This window comes from Micromonospora craniellae (assembly GCF_014764405.1).
In the GTDB taxonomy this organism is placed as follows: domain Bacteria; phylum Actinomycetota; class Actinomycetes; order Mycobacteriales; family Micromonosporaceae; genus Micromonospora; species Micromonospora craniellae.
The window spans coordinates 1,508,956-1,526,044 of record NZ_CP061725.1 but is presented as its reverse complement, the minus strand read 5'-3'; the positions used below and the strand labels follow the sequence as shown (position 1 = coordinate 1,526,044).

Here is a 17,089-nt window from a genome sequence, read left to right as displayed (position 1 = left end):
TGTGGACAGATAGATCCCTCAGCTGTGGAGATGATGATCCATGCACGTCGTTGACACTGATCCTCTAAATAAGTCAGACTTTTCGCGGGAGGTCGACATGAGTGAGCCTCGACGGCTGGCGGTCATCAACTCCGACGCAAAACGAGCCCCGGTGCTGCCCGATCCACCCGGTCTCGTCACCGACCTGGTGGGCCCGCGACTGCGCCGGTTCGCCCGTACCAAATACGATCATCTGCTCACCGAACTGGGCACAGTGGACGCGGCCGAGTCGGCGATCGCCGGCTGCGAGGTCTGCGCGGTCACCGCCGGGCCGTCGTCGTGACCCCGCTCTGCCGCCGCCTCGGGATCGACCTGCCGGTGCTGGCGTTCAGCCACTGCCGGGACGTGGTCGCGGCGGTCAGCCGGGCGGGCGGGTTGGGTGTACTCGGTGCCGCCTCGATGACCCCCGAGGACCTCGACCGGGACCTCACCTGGCTGGACCGGGAGTGCGCCGGGCGGCCGTACGGCGTGGATCTGCTCTTTCCGGCGAAGTCGGCCGGGGACGACCCGGCGGAGCTGGCCGGTCGGATCCCGGCCGACCACCGGGCGTTCGTGGACGCGCTGCGGACCCGGTGGGGGGTGCCGGTACGCCGCAGCGAGCCCGGCCACAACCGGCTCGGCGGCATGCCGACCGAGATCGACCACCTGATGACCCACGCCAACGCCCACGCCCTGTGGGAGGTCGCTCGGGCGCATCCCATCCGCCTGGTGGCCAGTGCTCTCGGCCCGCCGCCGGCCGAGGTGCGTGCCGAGACGACCCGACGCGGCATGCTGCTCGCCGGTCTGGTCGGCGATCCTCGGCACGTACGCCACCAACTGGCCGCCGGAGTGGACGTGCTGGTGGCGCAGGGCTACGAGGCGGCCGGGCACACCGGCGACATCACCACGATGGTGCTGGTGCCGCAGGTGGTGGCCGCCGCCGGTGACGTACCGGTGGTCGCCGCCGGTGGGATCGCCACCGGCCGGCAGGTGGTCGCCGCCCTCGCGTTGGGCGCCCAGGCGGTCTGGACCGGATCGGTCTGGCTCGCCACCGCCGAGAGCGACCTCGACCCGGTGGTCAAGGAGAAGATCGTCGCGGCGGCGGCGACCGACACCGAGAAGACCACCTCGTACACCGGCAAGCCGACCCGGCAGCTCACCACCGTCTGGACCGAGGCGTGGCGGACACCGGAGGCTCCGGCGCCGCTACCGTCGCCGGTCCAGCAGGTGTTGGCCCGGGACACCGTGGTCAGCGCGTTCGAGCACCAGGTGACCCCGGTGATGGGCTCGGCGGCCGGGCAGGCCGTCGGCCTGGTGACCGGGGTCCGTTCGGTCGCCGCCGTCCTGGACGACCTGCGGATGCAGATGGCCGACGCGGTCGAGGCGGTGACGAGGCTGGCCGACGACGCGGGCTGACCGACCGGGCCGTCCGGCCGTCGGGTCGGGCGGCCCCGGCTCACCGTGCCGACCGCCGGTCGCGGCGCGTCTGCACGGCCATCGCGACCAGGGTGTACGCCGCCAGCGCCGCGATGCCGCCGGTCGCCACCGCCATCACCGTGGTCAGGGCGACACCGCCCAGCGCGAGCCCACCGAGCAGCGAGGTGCCGCCCAGGGTGGCGAACGCGGCGACCATCCAGGCGGCGAAGACCTCGGCGCGGCGGTGTGTCGGCGCGGAGTCGCCGATCAGCCGGGTCGCGCCGAGCAGCACCAGGCCGCCACCGGTGCCGACCAGCGCCGTGCCGACGATCGTCATCGCGCCACTGTTCAGGTGCAGGGCGGCGGTGGTGGTGCCGGCGCCGGCGGCGATGACCAGGACGCCGAGGCCGACCGATCGGGCCGCCGGCACCCGGTTCGCCGTGAGCTGGGCGAGCAGGGTCATGGTGACCAGCAGGGTGAGCAGCCCACCGGTGCCGCCTGCGGTGCTGGTGCCGGCCCCCTCGGTGAGGATGCGCCCGCCGAAGGTGCCGAACAGGGCCATGCAGCTGTTGAGGGTCATCAGGGAGCAGGTGGCGATGCTGAACGGCAGCAGGATCGCCCGGGGTACGCGGACCGTGCGGACCAGCCGTACCCGGCCTGTCGCCCGGCGGTCGGCCGGGGCCCGGAGCAGCAGCACCAACGGCACCAGCGCGACCGCAGCGATGACGACGTACGGCAGCACCAACGGGTACGCGGTGTGGTCGGCGAGGAGACCGGCGACCAACGGGCCGAAGCCCATGCCGAGAGTGGTGCAGACCGCGTGGGTGAGGCTGCCGGCCCGGGTGCCCCGGGGGTGGAAGTCCAGCAGCGCGGCGGCGGTGGTGGCACTGACCATGCCGGTCGCCATGCCCTGCACGAACCGTCCGGCGACCAGCACCGGCAGGGTGGTGGCGGCAGCGGTCACCAGGCAGGCGAGCAGCACCAGCGCGACGCCGAGCAGCATCGTGACGCGTCGACCGATCAGGTCGGAGAGACCGCCGAGCAGCGTGACCACGACGATCACCCCGACCGGGTAGCCGGCGAACGCCAGGCTCACCTGCGCCGGGTCGAGGTCCCACCGCTGCGCGTAGACCGCGAACAGCGGGGACGCGGCGAAACTGCCGAGCACCGCCACCAGGACCAGCGCGCCGGAGGCGGCTGCCATCACCACCGAAGGTCGGTACGCCGGGGCGTCCGGCGGGCCGATGGCGGTGCCGTCGCGCACCTCAGGGGCTCCGGGGCAGAGAGGTAGACACTAGGCACCGCCTTCCGCCGAAAAGTCTGAGGAATCAACAGCGACAGTGTCAAGGTCTTGCCAGACTCGGTCCTCGGCCTGCACAGTGTGCACCTGAGCTGCTCAGGTGGGCGTTACGAGCCGGAAATGACGGGGCGCTTCACGACGTGCCAACGTCACCTTCCTGCTTAACACCTGACATATGCGTTTCAGAACCTGGAGAACACCCCACACCCGGCGAGAGGTGGAGGAACGCAGGTGACAGTGACGATCGTCGACTCCACGACGCTGCCGTGGGTCAACGGCCAGGACGTGTACGACTCGATGGAACCTGCCTTCCGGGACAACTTCGGAGGCGACCCGGAGCAGGTGCGTGACCTGCTGTCCCGGTACTGGATGCGGTCGTTGTGGCTGGACCGCGCGAGCACCCGACGCATCGACCACGTGCGGGCCGTGCCCGGATACCGCGACCTCAGCGAGGCCTACCACGACAGCGTCGAGGAGTCGTACTTCCTGGGCGGGGTCGCCGAGCTGAGCGCCGAGGGGCGGCTGGTCGAGGGCGACTACTTCTGGCGTCCGCCGGGCTGGGTGCACAAGGCGTGGAGCGACGAGGGCTTCGAGAACATCCTCTGCATGGAGGGGGAGGTCGCCAGCGAGCACAGTGGCCGGGTCTCCCGGGTGGTCTGCGCGGACGACCGGGCCGGCGCCCAGGCGCGCGACTCCGCGGACGGCGGCATCGGGCCACGGGGCTACCAGCGGCGGGTCGAGTCACGGTTCGTGCCCTGGACTCCCCTGGACGCGCCGTGGTCGGGGGTGGACGCCGTCGTGCTCGGCCTGCCGGCCGCGTCCGGCGGGGCGTGGTCCACCACCGGCGAGGCGGTTCCGCTCGGCAAACCGCTGAGCCACAACGTCGCCACCGGCGCCTGTAGCGCCCTGGTGCGCCTGCCGGCCGGATACACCGGGGCACCCACTCCGGTGCCCCGGGAGCGTTTCCTGGTCACCACCCGCGGCGACCTCGTGGTGGACGGGGTGACGCTCACCCCCTGCTCGCTGCTGCACGTACCCGCCGACGCCCCGGCACCGACGCTGACCGCGACGACCGACGTCGAGTTGTTCGTCAAGGTGGGGGAGCGGGCATGACGCGGGTACGGCACACCACGGACGACCAGGTGATGACCATCGTGCTGGACGGTCCGGACTCGATGAACAGCCTGACCCCGGCGGTGATCGCCGGGCTGGACACGGCGCTCGACGAGGCCGAGCAGGACCACGGCCTGCGGGCGGTGGTGGTGACCGGTGCCGGGGAGCGGGCCTTCAGCGTCGGCATGGACATCGACTTCCTGGAGTCGTGCTTCGCCGATCCACAACGGACCTTCCTGCCGTTCCTGCGGTCGTACCACGCGGTGCTGCGCCGGATCGAGCAGCTCGGCGTACCGGTGATCGCGCGGGTCAACGGCCTGGCCCGGGCCGGTGGCTTCGAATTGATCCTCGCCTGCGACTTCGTGATCACCGCCGACGAGGCCCGGGTCGGCGACATCCACCTGGAGTTCGGGATGCCGCCGGGCGCCGGGTCGAGCCAGCGTGCTCCGCGCAAGCTCGGCGACCAGCGGGCCAAGGCGCTGATGCTGACCCCTACGTGGTTGCGCGGCCCGGAGTTGGTGCAGTGGGGGGTCGCGCTGGCCAGCGCACCCCGGGCCGAGCTGGACGACGAGGTGGGCAGGCTGCTGGCGATGCTGCGCGGCCGGTCCCGGCCCGGGCTGGCGATCACCAAGCGGCTGCTCAACTCGGTGCACACGATGACCCTGGAGGAGGGCCTGCGCTACGAGCGCGAGATGTTCTCCCGGCTGCACGAGGAGGTCGACGAGGTGGCCGAGGGCTATCGCGCGTTCGTGGAGAAGCGCCGACCGGTCTGGGGGGACGTCGATGTCCGCAACCTCGCCTGAACCGACCGCGACCCCGCAGGTGCTCGTCGATGCGGATCTGGTCGACATGCTGATCAGCCGGGGCGGGTACACCCACCCGCTGTTCCAGCGGACGCCCGGCGGCGACGCCGACGGTCCGCCGTTGCCGGGTCAGGCGGTCGTGCTGCTCCTCGGCGGGCTGGTCGAACAGTCCGGTCTGCTCGACGACGCGATCGCACTGCTGGAACTGCGCCGGGCGCGGTTCCACCGGATGGTGAAGGCCGGCACGACCCTGCGGGTGCGGATCGAACGCGTCGCCAGCCGGGTCACCTCCCGTGGCACGCAGGTCGTGGACTTCCGCTGGACCGGGATCGACGCCGACGACGAGCCGGTCGCCGAGGTCGAGGCCGTGATGCTGATGAACGGAACAGGAAGGGAGGACACCAGGTGAGAGGTGTGCAGCTCAACATGGCGGCCGGCATCCGGGAGTTCGGCCGGGCCACGCCGCACCGGGTGGCGGTGGTCGACGGTGACCGCCAGATCTCCTTCGGCACGCTTGACGAGCGGTCCAGCCGCCTCGCCTCGGCCACTCTGGACCGAGGGCTGCGCCCCGGCGAGCGGATCGCGGTCCTGGCGAACAACCGCTACGAGTACTTCGAGATCTCGGCGGCGATGGCGAAGGCCGGCATCCCGACGGTGCCGCTGAACCCGCGCAACAACGTCGGCGACAACGCGTACGTCCTAGGCCACGCCGGGGTCCGGGGGATCGTCGTGGCGGACGAACTGGCCGACCGGGTCGACGGACTCGTCGACGACCTGCATCTGGTGCTCAGCTTCGACGGTGGGGTGGGCGAGCACTACGACTCCTTCGTCGCCGCCGGTCGCGCCGTCGATCCGGCGGTGCCGGTGGACGAGATGGATCCGTTCTGCATCACCTACACCTCGGGGACCACCGGGCGGCCCAAGGGCGTGCTGCTGACCCACCGGGGACGGGTGCTGACCGCCTTCGGGGTCGGGCTCGACTACGGGCTGGGGCCCAACAAGAGCACGATCGCGGTGGCGCCGATGTACCACGGCGCCGGTTTCGAGTTCGCGTACGCGGCTCCGATGCTCGGCGGCTCGTGCACGGTGCTGCCGAGCTGGGATCCGGAGCGACTGCTCGACCTGATGGTGAGCAGCCGGGCGGAGACGGTCTTCCTGGTGCCCACGCACGCCCAGCACGTCCGCCGGTTCTGCGAGGACCCGGCGGCCCGCTACGACCTGTCGGCGCTGAAGACCCTCTACTTCAACGCCGCCGCGTTGCCGGTGGCGCTCAAGGAGTGGGTGATCGCCGCGTTCCCCGGGGTCGCGATCCACGAGCTGTACGGGTCGACCGAGTGTTCGATCGTGACCAACCTGCGGCCGGAGTTCGCCCTGGCGCGGGCCGGCAGCGTCGGCCACCCCTGGTTCTGGAACGAGGTACGCCTGGTCGGCGAGGACGGTGCCGAGGTGGGGCCGGGCGAGCCGGGTGAGCTGTACGCGCGCTCCCCGCTGCTGCTCACCGGCTACCTCGACGACGAGGAGGCCACCCGGGCCGGGTACGACGCCGAGGGCTTCTTCTCGGTGGGTGACGTGGCGGTCCGCGACGAGGAGGGCTTCATCTCCATCGTGGACCGCAAGAAGGACATGATCATCGCGGGCGGCGTGAACATCTTCCCGCGTGAGATCGAGGAGGTCATCGCCCGGCACGAACCGGTCGACGACGTCGCGGTGATCGGGGTGCCGGACGAGGTGTACGGCGAGCGTGTCGCCGCGTTCGTGGTCGGCCGCCCAGGTCGGCAGGTGGACGTGACCGTGCTGGACGGGTACGTGCGGGAGCATGTCGCCCGGTACAAGGTCCCCCGGGAGTGGCATCTGGTGGACCGGTTGCCGCGCAATCCGAGCGGCAAGATCCTCAAGCGCACCATCCGGGACGAGTACGCCGGCCCGCCGGAGCAGAGCCAGACCCGTTAGGCCAAAAGTCTGACGTTCCGCGTGCCGGTTCACGAATCCCGGTTACGCGTCCAGGCCCAGGTGGCTCGCTGGGTCGACAAGTGCTGCCAGTCGTGTATCTGATCGATAGAGATGTCAGTACTGAAAAACCCTGACTTTTTATAGACTGCCTGCCTGGGGACCGTTATGGTCGCCGTAATCAGGTGTAGATGCGGCCCCCGGGCTTTCACGCCGGGCCGTACGGACTTCGCCATCAGGAGGCCATCGTGTCCCACCTCTATAGCCCCGGTGCCACCCTCTCCCGCCGTCGCCTGCTCACCGGTCTCGGGGGTGCCCTCGTCGGCAGCGCCCTGCTGACCGCCTGCGGCAGCGACGACGCCGACTCCGGCTCGAACGACGGGCGGACCACCATCCGCCTCGCCGGCATCCCCGCCTCCGCCCTCGCGGCCTTCAAGCTCGCCCTCCAGGAGGGCGCGTTCGAGGAGGCCGGCCTGGACATCAGGTACGAGGAGTACGCGGAGTCGGCCGCCGTCTACACCGCCTACCGCGCCGGCCAGGTCGACGGCGGCCTGGGCGGCATCCCCTCCACCGCCAACCTGGTCGCCACCGGTGTGGACCGCAAGGTGGTCTTCGCGCTCCAGCGCACCACCAACGGGATCCTGGTCCGCGCGGACAGTGGGATCCAGTCGCTCGCCGACCTCAAGGGCCGCAAGCTCGGCCTCTTCGGCAGCGCCATCGGCTCCTCCACCAACCAGTTCTTCGCGCTCTGCCGTGAATACCACGGGTTCAACCCGACGACCGACTGCGAGGTCCAGTACGGCGCGCCGAACCTGATGGCCGAACTGCTCGGGCAGGGCGACGTGGACATGGCCCTGGTGATCGACCCGGCCGGCGCGCCCGAGGTGGCCAGCGGGAGGTACCGCTCCCTCGGTGACCTCGGCGTCCTGCTGGAGGAGGCATCCGGGCTGCAGACGTTCACTGCCGGCTGGGACTTCGCCAGCGACTTCATCGAGAACAACCAGGAGGCGGTGCAGGCGTTCATCGACGTCAACCTGCGCTACCAGACCCGGTTCAACAACGACCAGTCGCTGTGGGACGCCGCGCTGCGCGAGCTCTACGACATCGACGACCAGGCGGTGCTGGACGTGATCTGGAACAGCCAGCGTGGCCGGTTGGTCGAGCAGTGGGGCGACGCCGAGAAGCAGCAGGCGGCCCAGTTGCTCACCTTCCTCAGCGAGAACGGCGAGCCCGAGTTCCTGCCCACGGTGCCCGACGGGCTCTTCGCCTGACCATCAGCCCGGCACGAGGAGAGGCACCGATGACCTTGTCCGAAACCACCAAGCCGGCGGCCGTGGCGGCTGGCACGGCGGACCGTGGCGCGCCGCCGGGACACGGCGGCGGGCCCGGCGGCCCCCGTAGTCTTCTGCGCAACGGAATCGTGCTGCGGGTGGCCTCCGTGTTCATCCTGCTCGTCATCTGGTGGCTGGGCTCACTCGTCGTCGGTGAGCGCATCCTGCCCACCCCCGGCACGACCGCCTCCGCGCTGGCCGACAGCATGCAGCAGCAGACCTTCTGGACCGACCTCCAGGTCACCATGGTCCGGATCCTGATCGGGTTCGCCGCGTCGATGGCGCTCGGTGTGCTCGTCGGCCTGCTGATGGGGCTGTCCCGGATCGCCGAGGGGCTGCTGGACATCTGGATCGCCGTCGGCCAGACCATCCCCAGCCTCTGCTGGGTGATCGTCGCGTTCATCATGTTCGGGCTCAACGACACCGCCACCGTCGTGGCGATCACGCTGACGTCGTTCCCGATCATCGCGATCAACATGTGGACCGGGGTGAAGGCGATCGATCCCCGGCTCGGGCAGATGGCCCGTACCCTCAACGCCTCGCGTGGCCTGCGGACCCGGGAGGTGACCCTGCCGCAGGTGCTGCCGGCGGTGATGGCGTCGGCCCGCTTCGGGTTCGGCATCGTCTGGAAGGTCGTGGTGATCGCCGAGTTGCTCGGGCGTACCGACGGCATCGGCTACCGGCTGAACTACTGGTTCCAGCTGTTCCGTATGGAGCAGGTCTTCGCCCTCACGCTCTTCTTCTCGATCCTGATGGTGGTGCTCGAACTCGCCGTCTTCAAACCGATCGAGGCGAAGCTGTTCCGCTGGCGTCCGGAGGGAGCCCGATGAGCACCGACGACCGGATCGTGATCAAGAACCTGGTGAAGGGGTTCCACACCCGGCACGGCTTCACCACGGTCATCGACGGGATGGACCTCACCATCGCCGACGGGGAGTTCGTCGCGCTGGTCGGCCCCTCCGGGTGCGGCAAGTCCACCGTGCTGAACATGCTCAGCGGGCTGGACACGGACTTCACCGGCACCGCCGAGATCCGCAGCCGGGCGCCCGGGGTGCACTTCAGCTACGTGTTCCAGGAGCCGAGGCTGCTGCCCTGGAAGACGGTGCGTCAGAACGTCGAGTTCGCCCTCAAGGCCACCGGGGTGGACCGGTCCCAGTGGGCCGACCGGGTGCTGCCGGTGCTGCGCCGGGTGGGGTTGGCCGGGTTCGAGAACCACTACCCGCACCAGATCTCCGGCGGCATGCAGCAGCGCACCGCGCTGGCCCGGGCGTTCGTGCTGGACGCGCCGGTGATGCTGATGGACGAGCCGTTCAGCGGGCTTGACGAGTTCACCGCCCGCAGTCTGCGCCAGCTCCTGCTGGAGCTGCGCAGCCAGGAGGAGAGCAAGGCGTTCGTCTTCGTCACACACAACGTGTTCGAGGCCGCCGTGCTCTCCGACCGGGTGGTGCTGATGTCCAACCGCCCTTCGACGATCCGTCGCGTGGTCGAGGTGGAGGTGCCACTGCCGCGCAGCTACGACGACCCCCGGCTGTTCGACGTCAGCCGTGAGCTGACCCACGAGATCATCTCGTCGATGGTCAGCACCGACGACGGCGGTCTGGTCGTCGGCGAAGAGCACGCCCGGCTGGCCGGGCCCCAGGCGGCGCGGTGAGCGCCCCGGTGGCCGGCCCGCCGTTGACCCCGCGGCTGCCCACGGCGTTCGCGACCGGTGCGGTGCTGCTGACCCCGGCCCGGACCCTGACCGACGGCGACTTCTCCACGATCGTCAACGTCTCGTGGGAGAACGGGCCGCTGCACACCGATGTCGAGTACATGGGCCGGACCGGCTTCGGTCGCCCGATCCTCGGCGGTCCGTGCCTGATCGCGATCGCCGCCGGGCTCACCTCCACCACCATGTACGCCGCCTGGAACGCGGCCGGACTGGATTGTCACGCCGCGCTCGGCATCGACGAGATCCGTTACCTCGGCCCGGTGTACGTCGGGGACACGCTGCGGGTACGGATCGAGGTGTCCCGCTTCGAACCGACCCGGGGCGGCCGGATGTACGTCGGCGCGGTCCACGACGACGTCCGCAACCAGCGTGACGAGACGGTGCTGCGGATGACCCGCTCCTACCTGCTGAGCCCGCTGCCGGCGGCCGAGCCGGGCGAGCCGGGATGAGCGGACTGCCCCGGACCACCACGCTCGGTCTGGCCCGCCACGACCGGGTGCTGCTGGTCACCCTGGACCGGCCGCACCGGCTCAACGCCTACGACCGGACCATGGTCGACGAGCTGCGCCGCACCTGGCAGGCGTTCGGCGCCGACGACGGGCTGCACGCGGCCGTGGTCACCGGTGCCGGCGAGCGCGGCTTCTGCACCGGCTTCGACGTCGACGACACCCTCGACGCCGGGGTCACCAGCCCGTCGCTGGATTACGCCGGTCGGGTCGCGTTGACCGCCCGCGACCTGGGGGTGTTCAAGCCGGTGGTGGCCGCGGTGAACGGGCACTGCTGTGCCGGCGGCTGGCACTTCGTCAACGACGCGGACGTGGTGCTCTGCGCCGAGCACGCCACGTTCTTCGACACCCACCACGACGTCGGCCTGGCGAACCCGGTCGAGGCGGTCGGCGCGCTGAGCCGGCTGCCGCTCGGCGAGGTGATGCGGATGGTGCTCACCGGGCGCAGCTACCGGATCGACGCCCGCCGGGCGCTCGAACTCGGCCTGGTCACCGAGGTGACCCCGGCGGAGACGCTGACCGACCGGGCGCTGGCGATCGCCACGGACATCGCCCGGCACCCGTTGGACGTGTTGACCACCACCGTGGAGACGGTCTGGACGGCGGTGCAGGCGCAGCGTGGCGCCGCCGAGGCGTTCGGGCTGGCGATGCTGGCCCGGTCGGACGCCTCGGCGCAGCACCGGGGAGAGACGATGCGGGAGTTCCGGCACGGCGGCGGGGAAGGGCTCTGATGCAGTACGGGATCTTCAGCCACATCGAGCAGATCGACGAGATCGAGCAGCTCCTGCACGGCGCGGAGGCCGACGGGATCGCCAGTGTCTGGTTGACCCAGGGGTTCGGGCACGACGCGCTGACCGTGATCGGGGCGGTCGGGCGCGGTCTGTCGCGGCTGCGGATCGGGACCGCCGTGGTGCCGGTGTACCCGCGCCACGCGATGGCGCTGGCCCAGCAGGCGCTCACCACCAACATGCTGATCGGCGGGCGGCTGGTGCTCGGCGTCGGCCCGTCGCACCCGCAGGTGGTCGAGCCCTGCTGGGGCATGTCGTACGCCCGGCCGGTCCGGTACATGCGGGAGTACCTGGCCGCGCTCAACGGGGCGTTGACCCAGCGGGTCCGGTTCTCCGGCGAGGTGGTCACCGCCCGGGGCGACCTGACGATCGCCGGTGACCCACCGGTGCCGGCGGTGATGGTCTCCGCGCTCGGCCCGAAGATGCTGGAACTCACCGGCGAGCTGGCCGCCGGCACGGTGACCTGGATGGTCGGCCCGCGTACCCTCGCGGAGCTGACCGTGCCGGCGATCACCGCGGCGGCGACCGGGGCGGGCCGGCCGGCACCCGAGGTGGTGGTGACCGCGGCGGTGTGCGTGACCGATGATCCCCGCCGCGCCCGTGCCGCCATCGACCCGGTGCTCGGCTGGTACGACGACAAGCCGTCGTACCGCGCGATGCTGGACCGGGAGGGCTTTTCGCGGGCCAACCAGATGGCGATCGTCGGCGACGCCGCCGAGGTGCGGGCGGAGATCGGACGCTACGAGGCGGCCGGGGCGACGACGTTCGCGGCACAGCTCTACGGCACGCCGCAGGAGCGGGCGGCGACCCGTGCCCTGGTCGGCGAGCTGGCCACGGCGTCGGCGTCGGCAGGCGCCACGGGCGCGGATCTTTGAGGTACCGGAGTCGGCCATGGGTGACGCTGCGCCGAGCATCGGATGGCCTACCGTGGTTGTTCGCGACGAAGCCGCACGCGAGGGTGCGGGGCCGAGGGGATGCGGAGCCGGAGTGACCATGGCCAAGGACGTGACGGGGGCCCAGACTGCCCGGCCGGAGCAGGTGATTCCGGCTGACCGCAAGGGCCCCGAGGTGCTCGGGGTCACCCGGGTGCGCCCGGCTTACCAGCAGGTTGCCGACCAGCTCCGGGAGCGGATCCTGGACGGCTCGTTGACGGCGGGTGACCGGCTGCCCACCGAGATCGAGCTGTCCGAGATCTTCGGGGTCAGCCGGAGCACGATCCGGGAGGCGCTGCGGGTGCTGGCCTCCAAGGACCTGATCCGCACCACCCGGGGCACCACCGGCGGGACGTTCGTGGCGCGGGTCCAGTTCGATCAGGTCAGCGAGTACCTGGAGATGAGTCTCGGGCTGATGTCCGGGGCGCGCGACATCACGCTGGACAATCTGCTGGAGGCGCGGGAGAGCTTGGAGGTGCCGGCTGCGGGGCTCGCCGCGCTGCGCCACGCCGACGAGCACCTGACGTTGATGCGCCAGGCGGTGGAGCGGGAGAAGCTGACCCGCGCCCGGGGCCGCAAGTTCCGGGAGCACGTGACGTTCCACGGGGTCCTGGTCGAGGCGACCGGCAACCAACTGCTCGGGGTGATGGTCGAGCCGGTGTTCCGGGTTTTGCAGGCACGGACTGCGGACCGGGACATGCCGGCGGAGTACTGGAGCCAGATCGACGCCGAGCACACCGAGATCTGCGGGTACGTGCAGGCCCGCGACGAGGCCGGTGCGCGCGAGGCGATGCGGGCTCATCTGGGCACCGTGCGGCGGGCGTACGAGCAGCGGTGAAAGAAGTGTCACCCTAAAGTTCTGAGTTTTCATCAAGGCGCCTTGCTGAGCGACGGCAGGGCGCCTTTTGTATGCCCATATTGGCAGTCCAGATCGCTTAGGGAGCCTTGACATGCAAAATGTCAGACAAATAAACTGGCCACAGTTCAGGGCTGTCGAAAGGATCGACCGATGACGGTGCGCCAAGGATGGACCGGGCGTTTCTTCGAGGACTTCCAGATCGGTGACGTCTACCAGCACCCGCTCGGGCGCACCGTCACCGAGACCGACAACACCTGGTTCACCCTGCTGACGATGAACACCAGTCAGATGCACTTCAACGCGGAGTACGCCGCCCGGTCCGAGTTCGGCAGACCGCTCGTCGTCTCGACCCTGACGCTGGCCATCGCGGTCGGGCAGAGCGTCACCGACCTCACCCAGAACGCCTTCGCCAACCTGGGCTGGGACGACATCAGCCTGCCGCACCCGGTGTTCGCCGGAGACACGCTCTACAGCGAGTCCCTGGTGCTGGAGAAGCGCGAGTCGGGCTCCCGGCCGTACGCCGGCCTCGTCACCGTCCGCACCCGCACGCTCAATCAGGACGGCAAGCAGGTGTGCGCCTTCAAGCGCACCTTCTACGTCTACAAGCGAGGCGCCGGACAGGTCGAGGGGATCTTCCCGGTCGCCGCCGTCCCACTGTCCCTTCCAGACGAGGCGGACGCATGACCCTGCGCCTGACGTACCAGCCGTGGGGCGAGACGCTCGCTGAGGTGGCCGACGCCGGTCGGCGGGCCGAGCGGGCCGGTGCCGAGATGCTCTGGGTTTCCGAGCTGCATCGCAGCGCCACCGGCACGGCCGCGGCGCTGGCCGCCGCCACCGAGACCGCCCGGATCGGTACGTCCATCGTGCTGGCCTTCACCCGCAGTCCCATGATCACCGCCCTGGAGGCGCTGGACCTGGACGAACTCTCCGGTGGACGGTTCGTGCTGGGTCTCGGCTCCGGCGTCCGGCGGCTCAACGAGGACTGGCACCACGTGGCGTTCGGCAAGCCCGTGCCGCACCTGCGGGAGACCGTCCGCAACATCCGGCACTTCTGGCGTCACTGCACCAGCGGTGAGCCGATGATGCTCGACGGCGAGTACGAGCCGATGCGGATCCGGGGCTACGAGCGCCCCTTCGCGGCGCCGGCCGAGGCGATCCCGGTCTACCTGGCCGCGATGGGGCCGCTGATGACCCGCCTGGCCGGTGAGATCGGCGACGGGTGGATCAGCCACGAACTCTGCTCGCCCCGCTACCTCGCCGAGCAGATCCTGCCCGACCTGACCGTCGGCATCGACCGCGTCGACGGCCGTACCCGCGCCGACCTCGACGTCGTCGTCTCGGCCTGCTGCTCGATCGCCGACGACCGGCAGGTGGCCCGCCGCCGCGCCGCCGGGCTGGTCGGCTTCTACGCCACCGTACGCACCTACGCCGACTTCTTCGCCTTCCACGACCTGGCCGAGGACCAGCAGCAGGTCGTCGACGCGTTCCGGGCCGGAGCCGGAGCCGACTACCTCGCCGACGCCGTCAGTGACCGGATGGTCGACGCGCTCACCCTGACCGGTACCCGCGCCGACGTCGCCGCCCGGATCGCCGCGTACGACGGGATCGCCGACTCGGTCAAGCTGAGCCCGCCCACCCACGGCCTGCCGGCCGCCGACACCCGAGCCGCCCAGGACGAGATCATCGCCCTGATCGCCGAGTTGACCGGAGCCGCCACATGAGACCCCTGGCCGACATCCGCATCATCGCGATCGAGCAGTACGGCGCCGGACCCTTCGGCACCGTGCACCTCGCCGACCTCGGCGCCGAGGTCATCAAGATCGAGGACCCGCGCGCCGGTGGCGACGTGGGCCGGTACGTCCCGCCGTACGCGCAGGACGAGGACTCGCTGTTCTTCGAGACGTTCAACCGCAACAAGCGCAGTCTCTCGCTGGACCTGAGCACCGACGCCGGGCGGGAGGTGTTCGAGAAGCTGGTCGCCGTCTCCGACGTGGTCTACTCCAACCTGCGCGGCGACGTGCCGGCGAAGATGCGCATCCGCTACGACGACCTCAAGCACCTCAACCCACGGATCGTCTGCGTCTCGCTGACCGGGTTCGGGATGACCGGGCCCCGCCACGCCGAGCCCGGCTACGACTACATCCTCCAGGGGCTGGCCGGCTGGATGGAGCTGACCGGCGAGCCGGACGGCCCGCCGACCAAGTCCGGGCTGTCGCTCGTCGACTTCTCCGGCGGGTTCGTCGCGGCCATCTCGCTGCTCGCCGGGGTGCACGCGGCCCGTCGCGACGGCGTCGGCATGGACTGCGACGTCAGCCTCTACGACACCGCGATCTCACTGCTCACCTACCCGGCCACCTGGCACCTCAACGCCGGGTTCGAGCCGGTGCGCACCCACCACTCGGCGCACCCGTCCCTGGTGCCCTTCCAGGTCTTCCAGGCCAAGGACGGCTGGATGGTGGTCGGCTGCGCCAAGGAGAAGTTCTGGGCCCGCCTGGCCACGCTCGTCGGCCACCCGGAGTGGGCCGCCGACGGGTCGCCGTACGCGACCTTCGGTGCCCGCCGGGACAACCGCGAGGAGTTGCTCGCCGCGCTGGCGGACATCTTCCGGCAACGGACCGTCGACGAGTGGCTGCCCGAGCTGTACGCCGCCGCGATCCCGTGCGGACCGATCAACGACGTGGGCGCCGCGCTGACCGAGGAGCACACCACCGCCCGCGACCTGATCGTCACCACCGACCATCCCCGCTTCGGCACCGTGCAGCAACTCGCCAGCCCGGTCCGGGTCGGCGGCGAAGCGCCCGCCTACCGGCGGGCACCGCTGCGCAACGAGGACTTCGCCACGGTCACCGGCGACCTGCTCGGACTCGACCCGCAGGCGGTCGCGGTGCTCGCCGAGGCGGGTGCGTTCGGACCGGCCGCCGACGGCGGCACGACCGGCGACGGCGGGTCGGCGGGCCCGCGTACCGCCGATCCCGGCACGGAGGCGGCCAGCCGATGATCGCGTCCGACCTGGCCGAGTGGGCGACCGGCACCGTCGAACTGCCGGAGGCGGTGCGGCACACCGCGCTGCGGCACCTGCTCGACGGCCTGGGCACCGCCCTGGCCGGTCGGCGCGCGGGCGTGGTCGATCCGGTGCTGGTGGTCGCCCGCGACCTCGGCGGCCCGGCGGAGGCGACCCCGCTCGGCGGCCGGGCCCGGATCGGTGCCCCGGCCGCCGCGTTGGCCAGCGGCGCCCTGGTGCACGCGCTGGACTTCGACGACACGCACGCCGCCGGTCTGGTGCACGCCACCGCCGTGGTGCTGCCCGCCGCGTTCGCCGTCGGCGAGCAGGTGCGGGCGACCGGGCGGCAGGTGCTGACCGCTGCCGTCGTCGGCTACGAGACGGTGTGCCGGGTGGCCGCCGCCGCCCCGCACGGCTTCCACACCCGTGGCCTGCACGCCACCATGGTCGCCGGGGTCTTCTCGTCCGCGCTGGTCACCGCCCGGCTGCTCGGGCTCGACGCGGCCCGGGCCACCGACGCCCTCGGCATCGCGGGCAGTCAGGCCGGCGGCCTGCTCGCCTTCCTGCACACCGGCGCGTCGACCAAGCAACTGCACCCCGGCTTCGCCTCGCACGCCGGTGTGCTCGCCGCCCGGCTCGCCGCCGCCGGCGCCTCCGGCCCGGCGAACGTCCTCGACGGCCCGCACGGCGTCTTCGACGCCCTGGCCGCCGGTCCCGTCGCGCCCGCGTCCATCGTGGACGGGCTCGGCGCCCGGTGGGAGACCACCCGGATCGGCATCAAGCCCTACCCGGCCTGCCAGCTCGCCCACGCCGCGGTCGACGCCGCCCGAGCGGCCCGCCGGCAACCCGGCTTCCCCACCGACCTGGCCGCCGTGACCCGCGTCGACGTCGACGTGCATCCCGACTCGGCCCCCACCGTCTGCGGGCCCGGCCGGGACCTGGCCCGACCGGCGACCCCGTACGCGGCGAAGTTCTCTTTACCGTGGAGCGTCGCCGCGATGCTGCTCGACGGCGATCTGACCACCGCCAGCTACCGGCCCGAGTCGATCGCCCGCCCCGACGTGGCGGCCCTCGCCGGGCGGGTGCGCTGGCGGATCGCCGACACCGGTGGCCACGCCGCCGACGCCCCCGGCACCGTCGTGCTCACCCTCGCCGACGGCACGACCGTACGCGGCACGGTGCCGCGCAGCGGCGGTGGACCCGACGCCCCGCTCGGCGACGACGAGCTGACCGCCAAGTTCCTCGGCAACGCCGGTGACGCCGGGGCGCCCGTCGTCGACCTGGTGCGCCGACTCGACGACCTCGACAGCCTCGACCCGATCGTGGCGGCCCTGGCCGCCGCCGGCGACTGACCCGGAGACCCA

Annotated in this window: 18 protein-coding genes; 17 read left to right on the top strand and 1 reads right to left on the bottom strand. The window is 71.3% G+C overall.

Going from position 1 to position 17,089, the window contains the following annotated elements; translation table 11 throughout:
- The first annotated feature begins 97 nt into the window (after positions 1-97).
- Positions 98-322, top strand: a complete 225-nt coding sequence (locus ID554_RS06885; protein ID WP_117228528.1) for a hypothetical protein — start codon at positions 98-100, stop codon at positions 320-322.
- On the top strand, positions 319-1,434 hold the full coding sequence (locus ID554_RS06880; RefSeq protein ID WP_117228527.1) for an NAD(P)H-dependent flavin oxidoreductase: 1,116 nt from the start codon (positions 319-321) through the stop codon (positions 1,432-1,434). Before ID554_RS06885 ends, ID554_RS06880 begins: the two co-directional genes overlap by 4 nt.
- A 40-nt stretch (positions 1,435-1,474) precedes the next feature.
- Here the strand turns inward: ID554_RS06880 and ID554_RS06875 are convergent, their stop codons facing one another.
- A complete protein-coding gene (locus ID554_RS06875) occupies positions 1,475-2,698 on the bottom strand; it encodes an MFS transporter (RefSeq protein ID WP_117228526.1) in 1,224 nt (407 codons plus the stop codon).
- A gap of 267 nt (positions 2,699-2,965) precedes the next feature.
- Here ID554_RS06875 and ID554_RS06870 point away from each other — a divergent pair, with 267 nt between their 5' ends.
- The 15 genes from ID554_RS06870 (at position 2,966) to ID554_RS06800 (ending at position 17,077) form a co-directional block, all read left to right on the top strand.
- On the top strand, positions 2,966-3,847 hold the full coding sequence (locus ID554_RS06870) for a cupin domain-containing protein (protein ID WP_147333464.1): 882 nt from the start codon (positions 2,966-2,968) through the stop codon (positions 3,845-3,847).
- Complete coding sequence (locus ID554_RS06865; RefSeq protein ID WP_117228524.1) at positions 3,844-4,650, top strand: enoyl-CoA hydratase/isomerase family protein; 807 nt, start codon at positions 3,844-3,846, stop codon at positions 4,648-4,650. The genes ID554_RS06870 and ID554_RS06865 overlap by 4 nt, the downstream gene beginning before the upstream one ends.
- Complete coding sequence (locus ID554_RS06860) at positions 4,631-5,059, top strand: hypothetical protein (protein ID WP_117228523.1); 429 nt, start codon at positions 4,631-4,633, stop codon at positions 5,057-5,059. The genes ID554_RS06865 and ID554_RS06860 overlap by 20 nt, the downstream gene beginning before the upstream one ends.
- On the top strand, positions 5,056-6,600 hold the full coding sequence (locus ID554_RS06855; protein WP_223884466.1) for a class I adenylate-forming enzyme family protein: 1,545 nt from the start codon (positions 5,056-5,058) through the stop codon (positions 6,598-6,600). The genes ID554_RS06860 and ID554_RS06855 overlap by 4 nt, the downstream gene beginning before the upstream one ends.
- A 245-nt stretch (positions 6,601-6,845) precedes the next feature.
- Positions 6,846-7,868 carry an ABC transporter substrate-binding protein gene (locus ID554_RS06850; RefSeq protein ID WP_158573743.1) on the top strand — a complete coding sequence of 341 codons (1,023 nt, stop codon included), beginning with the start codon at positions 6,846-6,848 and terminating at the stop codon, positions 7,866-7,868.
- Between the two features lie 29 nt (positions 7,869-7,897).
- Positions 7,898-8,758 carry an ABC transporter permease gene (locus ID554_RS06845; RefSeq protein ID WP_117228521.1) on the top strand — a complete coding sequence of 287 codons (861 nt, stop codon included), beginning with the start codon at positions 7,898-7,900 and terminating at the stop codon, positions 8,756-8,758.
- Positions 8,755-9,579 (top strand): ABC transporter ATP-binding protein, encoded by an 825-nt coding sequence (locus tag ID554_RS06840; RefSeq protein WP_117228520.1) that lies wholly within the window; start codon positions 8,755-8,757, stop codon positions 9,577-9,579. Before ID554_RS06845 ends, ID554_RS06840 begins: the two co-directional genes overlap by 4 nt.
- A complete protein-coding gene (locus ID554_RS06835; RefSeq protein ID WP_117228519.1) occupies positions 9,576-10,088 on the top strand; it encodes a MaoC/PaaZ C-terminal domain-containing protein in 513 nt (170 codons plus the stop codon). Before ID554_RS06840 ends, ID554_RS06835 begins: the two co-directional genes overlap by 4 nt.
- Positions 10,085-10,876 (top strand): enoyl-CoA hydratase/isomerase family protein, encoded by a 792-nt coding sequence (locus tag ID554_RS06830; protein ID WP_117228518.1) that lies wholly within the window; start codon positions 10,085-10,087, stop codon positions 10,874-10,876. The genes ID554_RS06835 and ID554_RS06830 overlap by 4 nt, the downstream gene beginning before the upstream one ends.
- Entirely contained in the window at positions 10,876-11,808 is a 933-nt protein-coding gene (locus tag ID554_RS06825; protein WP_117228517.1) for a TIGR03564 family F420-dependent LLM class oxidoreductase, read from the top strand. Before ID554_RS06830 ends, ID554_RS06825 begins: the two co-directional genes overlap by 1 nt.
- Positions 11,809-11,926: 118 nt before the next feature.
- Positions 11,927-12,703 (top strand): FadR/GntR family transcriptional regulator, encoded by a 777-nt coding sequence (locus ID554_RS06820; RefSeq protein WP_223884629.1) that lies wholly within the window; start codon positions 11,927-11,929, stop codon positions 12,701-12,703.
- 171 nt (positions 12,704-12,874) lie between these two features.
- Positions 12,875-13,408: a MaoC family dehydratase gene (locus ID554_RS06815; RefSeq protein ID WP_117228515.1), complete on the top strand. Its 534-nt coding sequence runs from the start codon at positions 12,875-12,877 to the stop codon at positions 13,406-13,408.
- Positions 13,405-14,445 carry an LLM class flavin-dependent oxidoreductase gene (locus tag ID554_RS06810; RefSeq protein ID WP_223884465.1) on the top strand — a complete coding sequence of 347 codons (1,041 nt, stop codon included), beginning with the start codon at positions 13,405-13,407 and terminating at the stop codon, positions 14,443-14,445. Before ID554_RS06815 ends, ID554_RS06810 begins: the two co-directional genes overlap by 4 nt.
- Positions 14,442-15,722: a CaiB/BaiF CoA transferase family protein gene (locus tag ID554_RS06805; protein ID WP_117228514.1), complete on the top strand. Its 1,281-nt coding sequence runs from the start codon at positions 14,442-14,444 to the stop codon at positions 15,720-15,722. Before ID554_RS06810 ends, ID554_RS06805 begins: the two co-directional genes overlap by 4 nt.
- Positions 15,719-17,077: an MmgE/PrpD family protein gene (locus ID554_RS06800; RefSeq protein WP_117228513.1), complete on the top strand. Its 1,359-nt coding sequence runs from the start codon at positions 15,719-15,721 to the stop codon at positions 17,075-17,077. The genes ID554_RS06805 and ID554_RS06800 overlap by 4 nt, the downstream gene beginning before the upstream one ends.
- Positions 17,078-17,089 lie beyond the last annotated feature (12 nt).

Bases quoted from the DNA above. Each gene is read 5' to 3' on its own strand.
- ID554_RS06885 (WP_117228528.1), top strand. From the start codon at position 98: ATGAGTGAGCCTCGACGGCTGGCGGTCATCAACTCCGACGCAAAACGA.
- ID554_RS06865 (WP_117228524.1), top strand. From the start codon at position 3,844: ATGACGCGGGTACGGCACACCACGGACGACCAGGTGATGACCATCGTG.
- ID554_RS06860 (WP_117228523.1), top strand. From the start codon at position 4,631: ATGTCCGCAACCTCGCCTGAACCGACCGCGACCCCGCAGGTGCTCGTC.
- ID554_RS06845 (WP_117228521.1), top strand. From the start codon at position 7,898: ATGACCTTGTCCGAAACCACCAAGCCGGCGGCCGTGGCGGCTGGCACG.
- ID554_RS06840 (WP_117228520.1), top strand. From the start codon at position 8,755: ATGAGCACCGACGACCGGATCGTGATCAAGAACCTGGTGAAGGGGTTC.
- ID554_RS06830 (WP_117228518.1), top strand. From the start codon at position 10,085: ATGAGCGGACTGCCCCGGACCACCACGCTCGGTCTGGCCCGCCACGAC.
- ID554_RS06825 (WP_117228517.1), top strand. From the start codon at position 10,876: ATGCAGTACGGGATCTTCAGCCACATCGAGCAGATCGACGAGATCGAG.
- ID554_RS06820 (WP_223884629.1), top strand. From the start codon at position 11,927: ATGGCCAAGGACGTGACGGGGGCCCAGACTGCCCGGCCGGAGCAGGTG.
- ID554_RS06815 (WP_117228515.1), top strand. From the start codon at position 12,875: ATGACGGTGCGCCAAGGATGGACCGGGCGTTTCTTCGAGGACTTCCAG.
- ID554_RS06810 (WP_223884465.1), top strand. From the start codon at position 13,405: ATGACCCTGCGCCTGACGTACCAGCCGTGGGGCGAGACGCTCGCTGAG.
- ID554_RS06805 (WP_117228514.1), top strand. From the start codon at position 14,442: ATGAGACCCCTGGCCGACATCCGCATCATCGCGATCGAGCAGTACGGC.
- ID554_RS06800 (WP_117228513.1), top strand. From the start codon at position 15,719: ATGATCGCGTCCGACCTGGCCGAGTGGGCGACCGGCACCGTCGAACTG.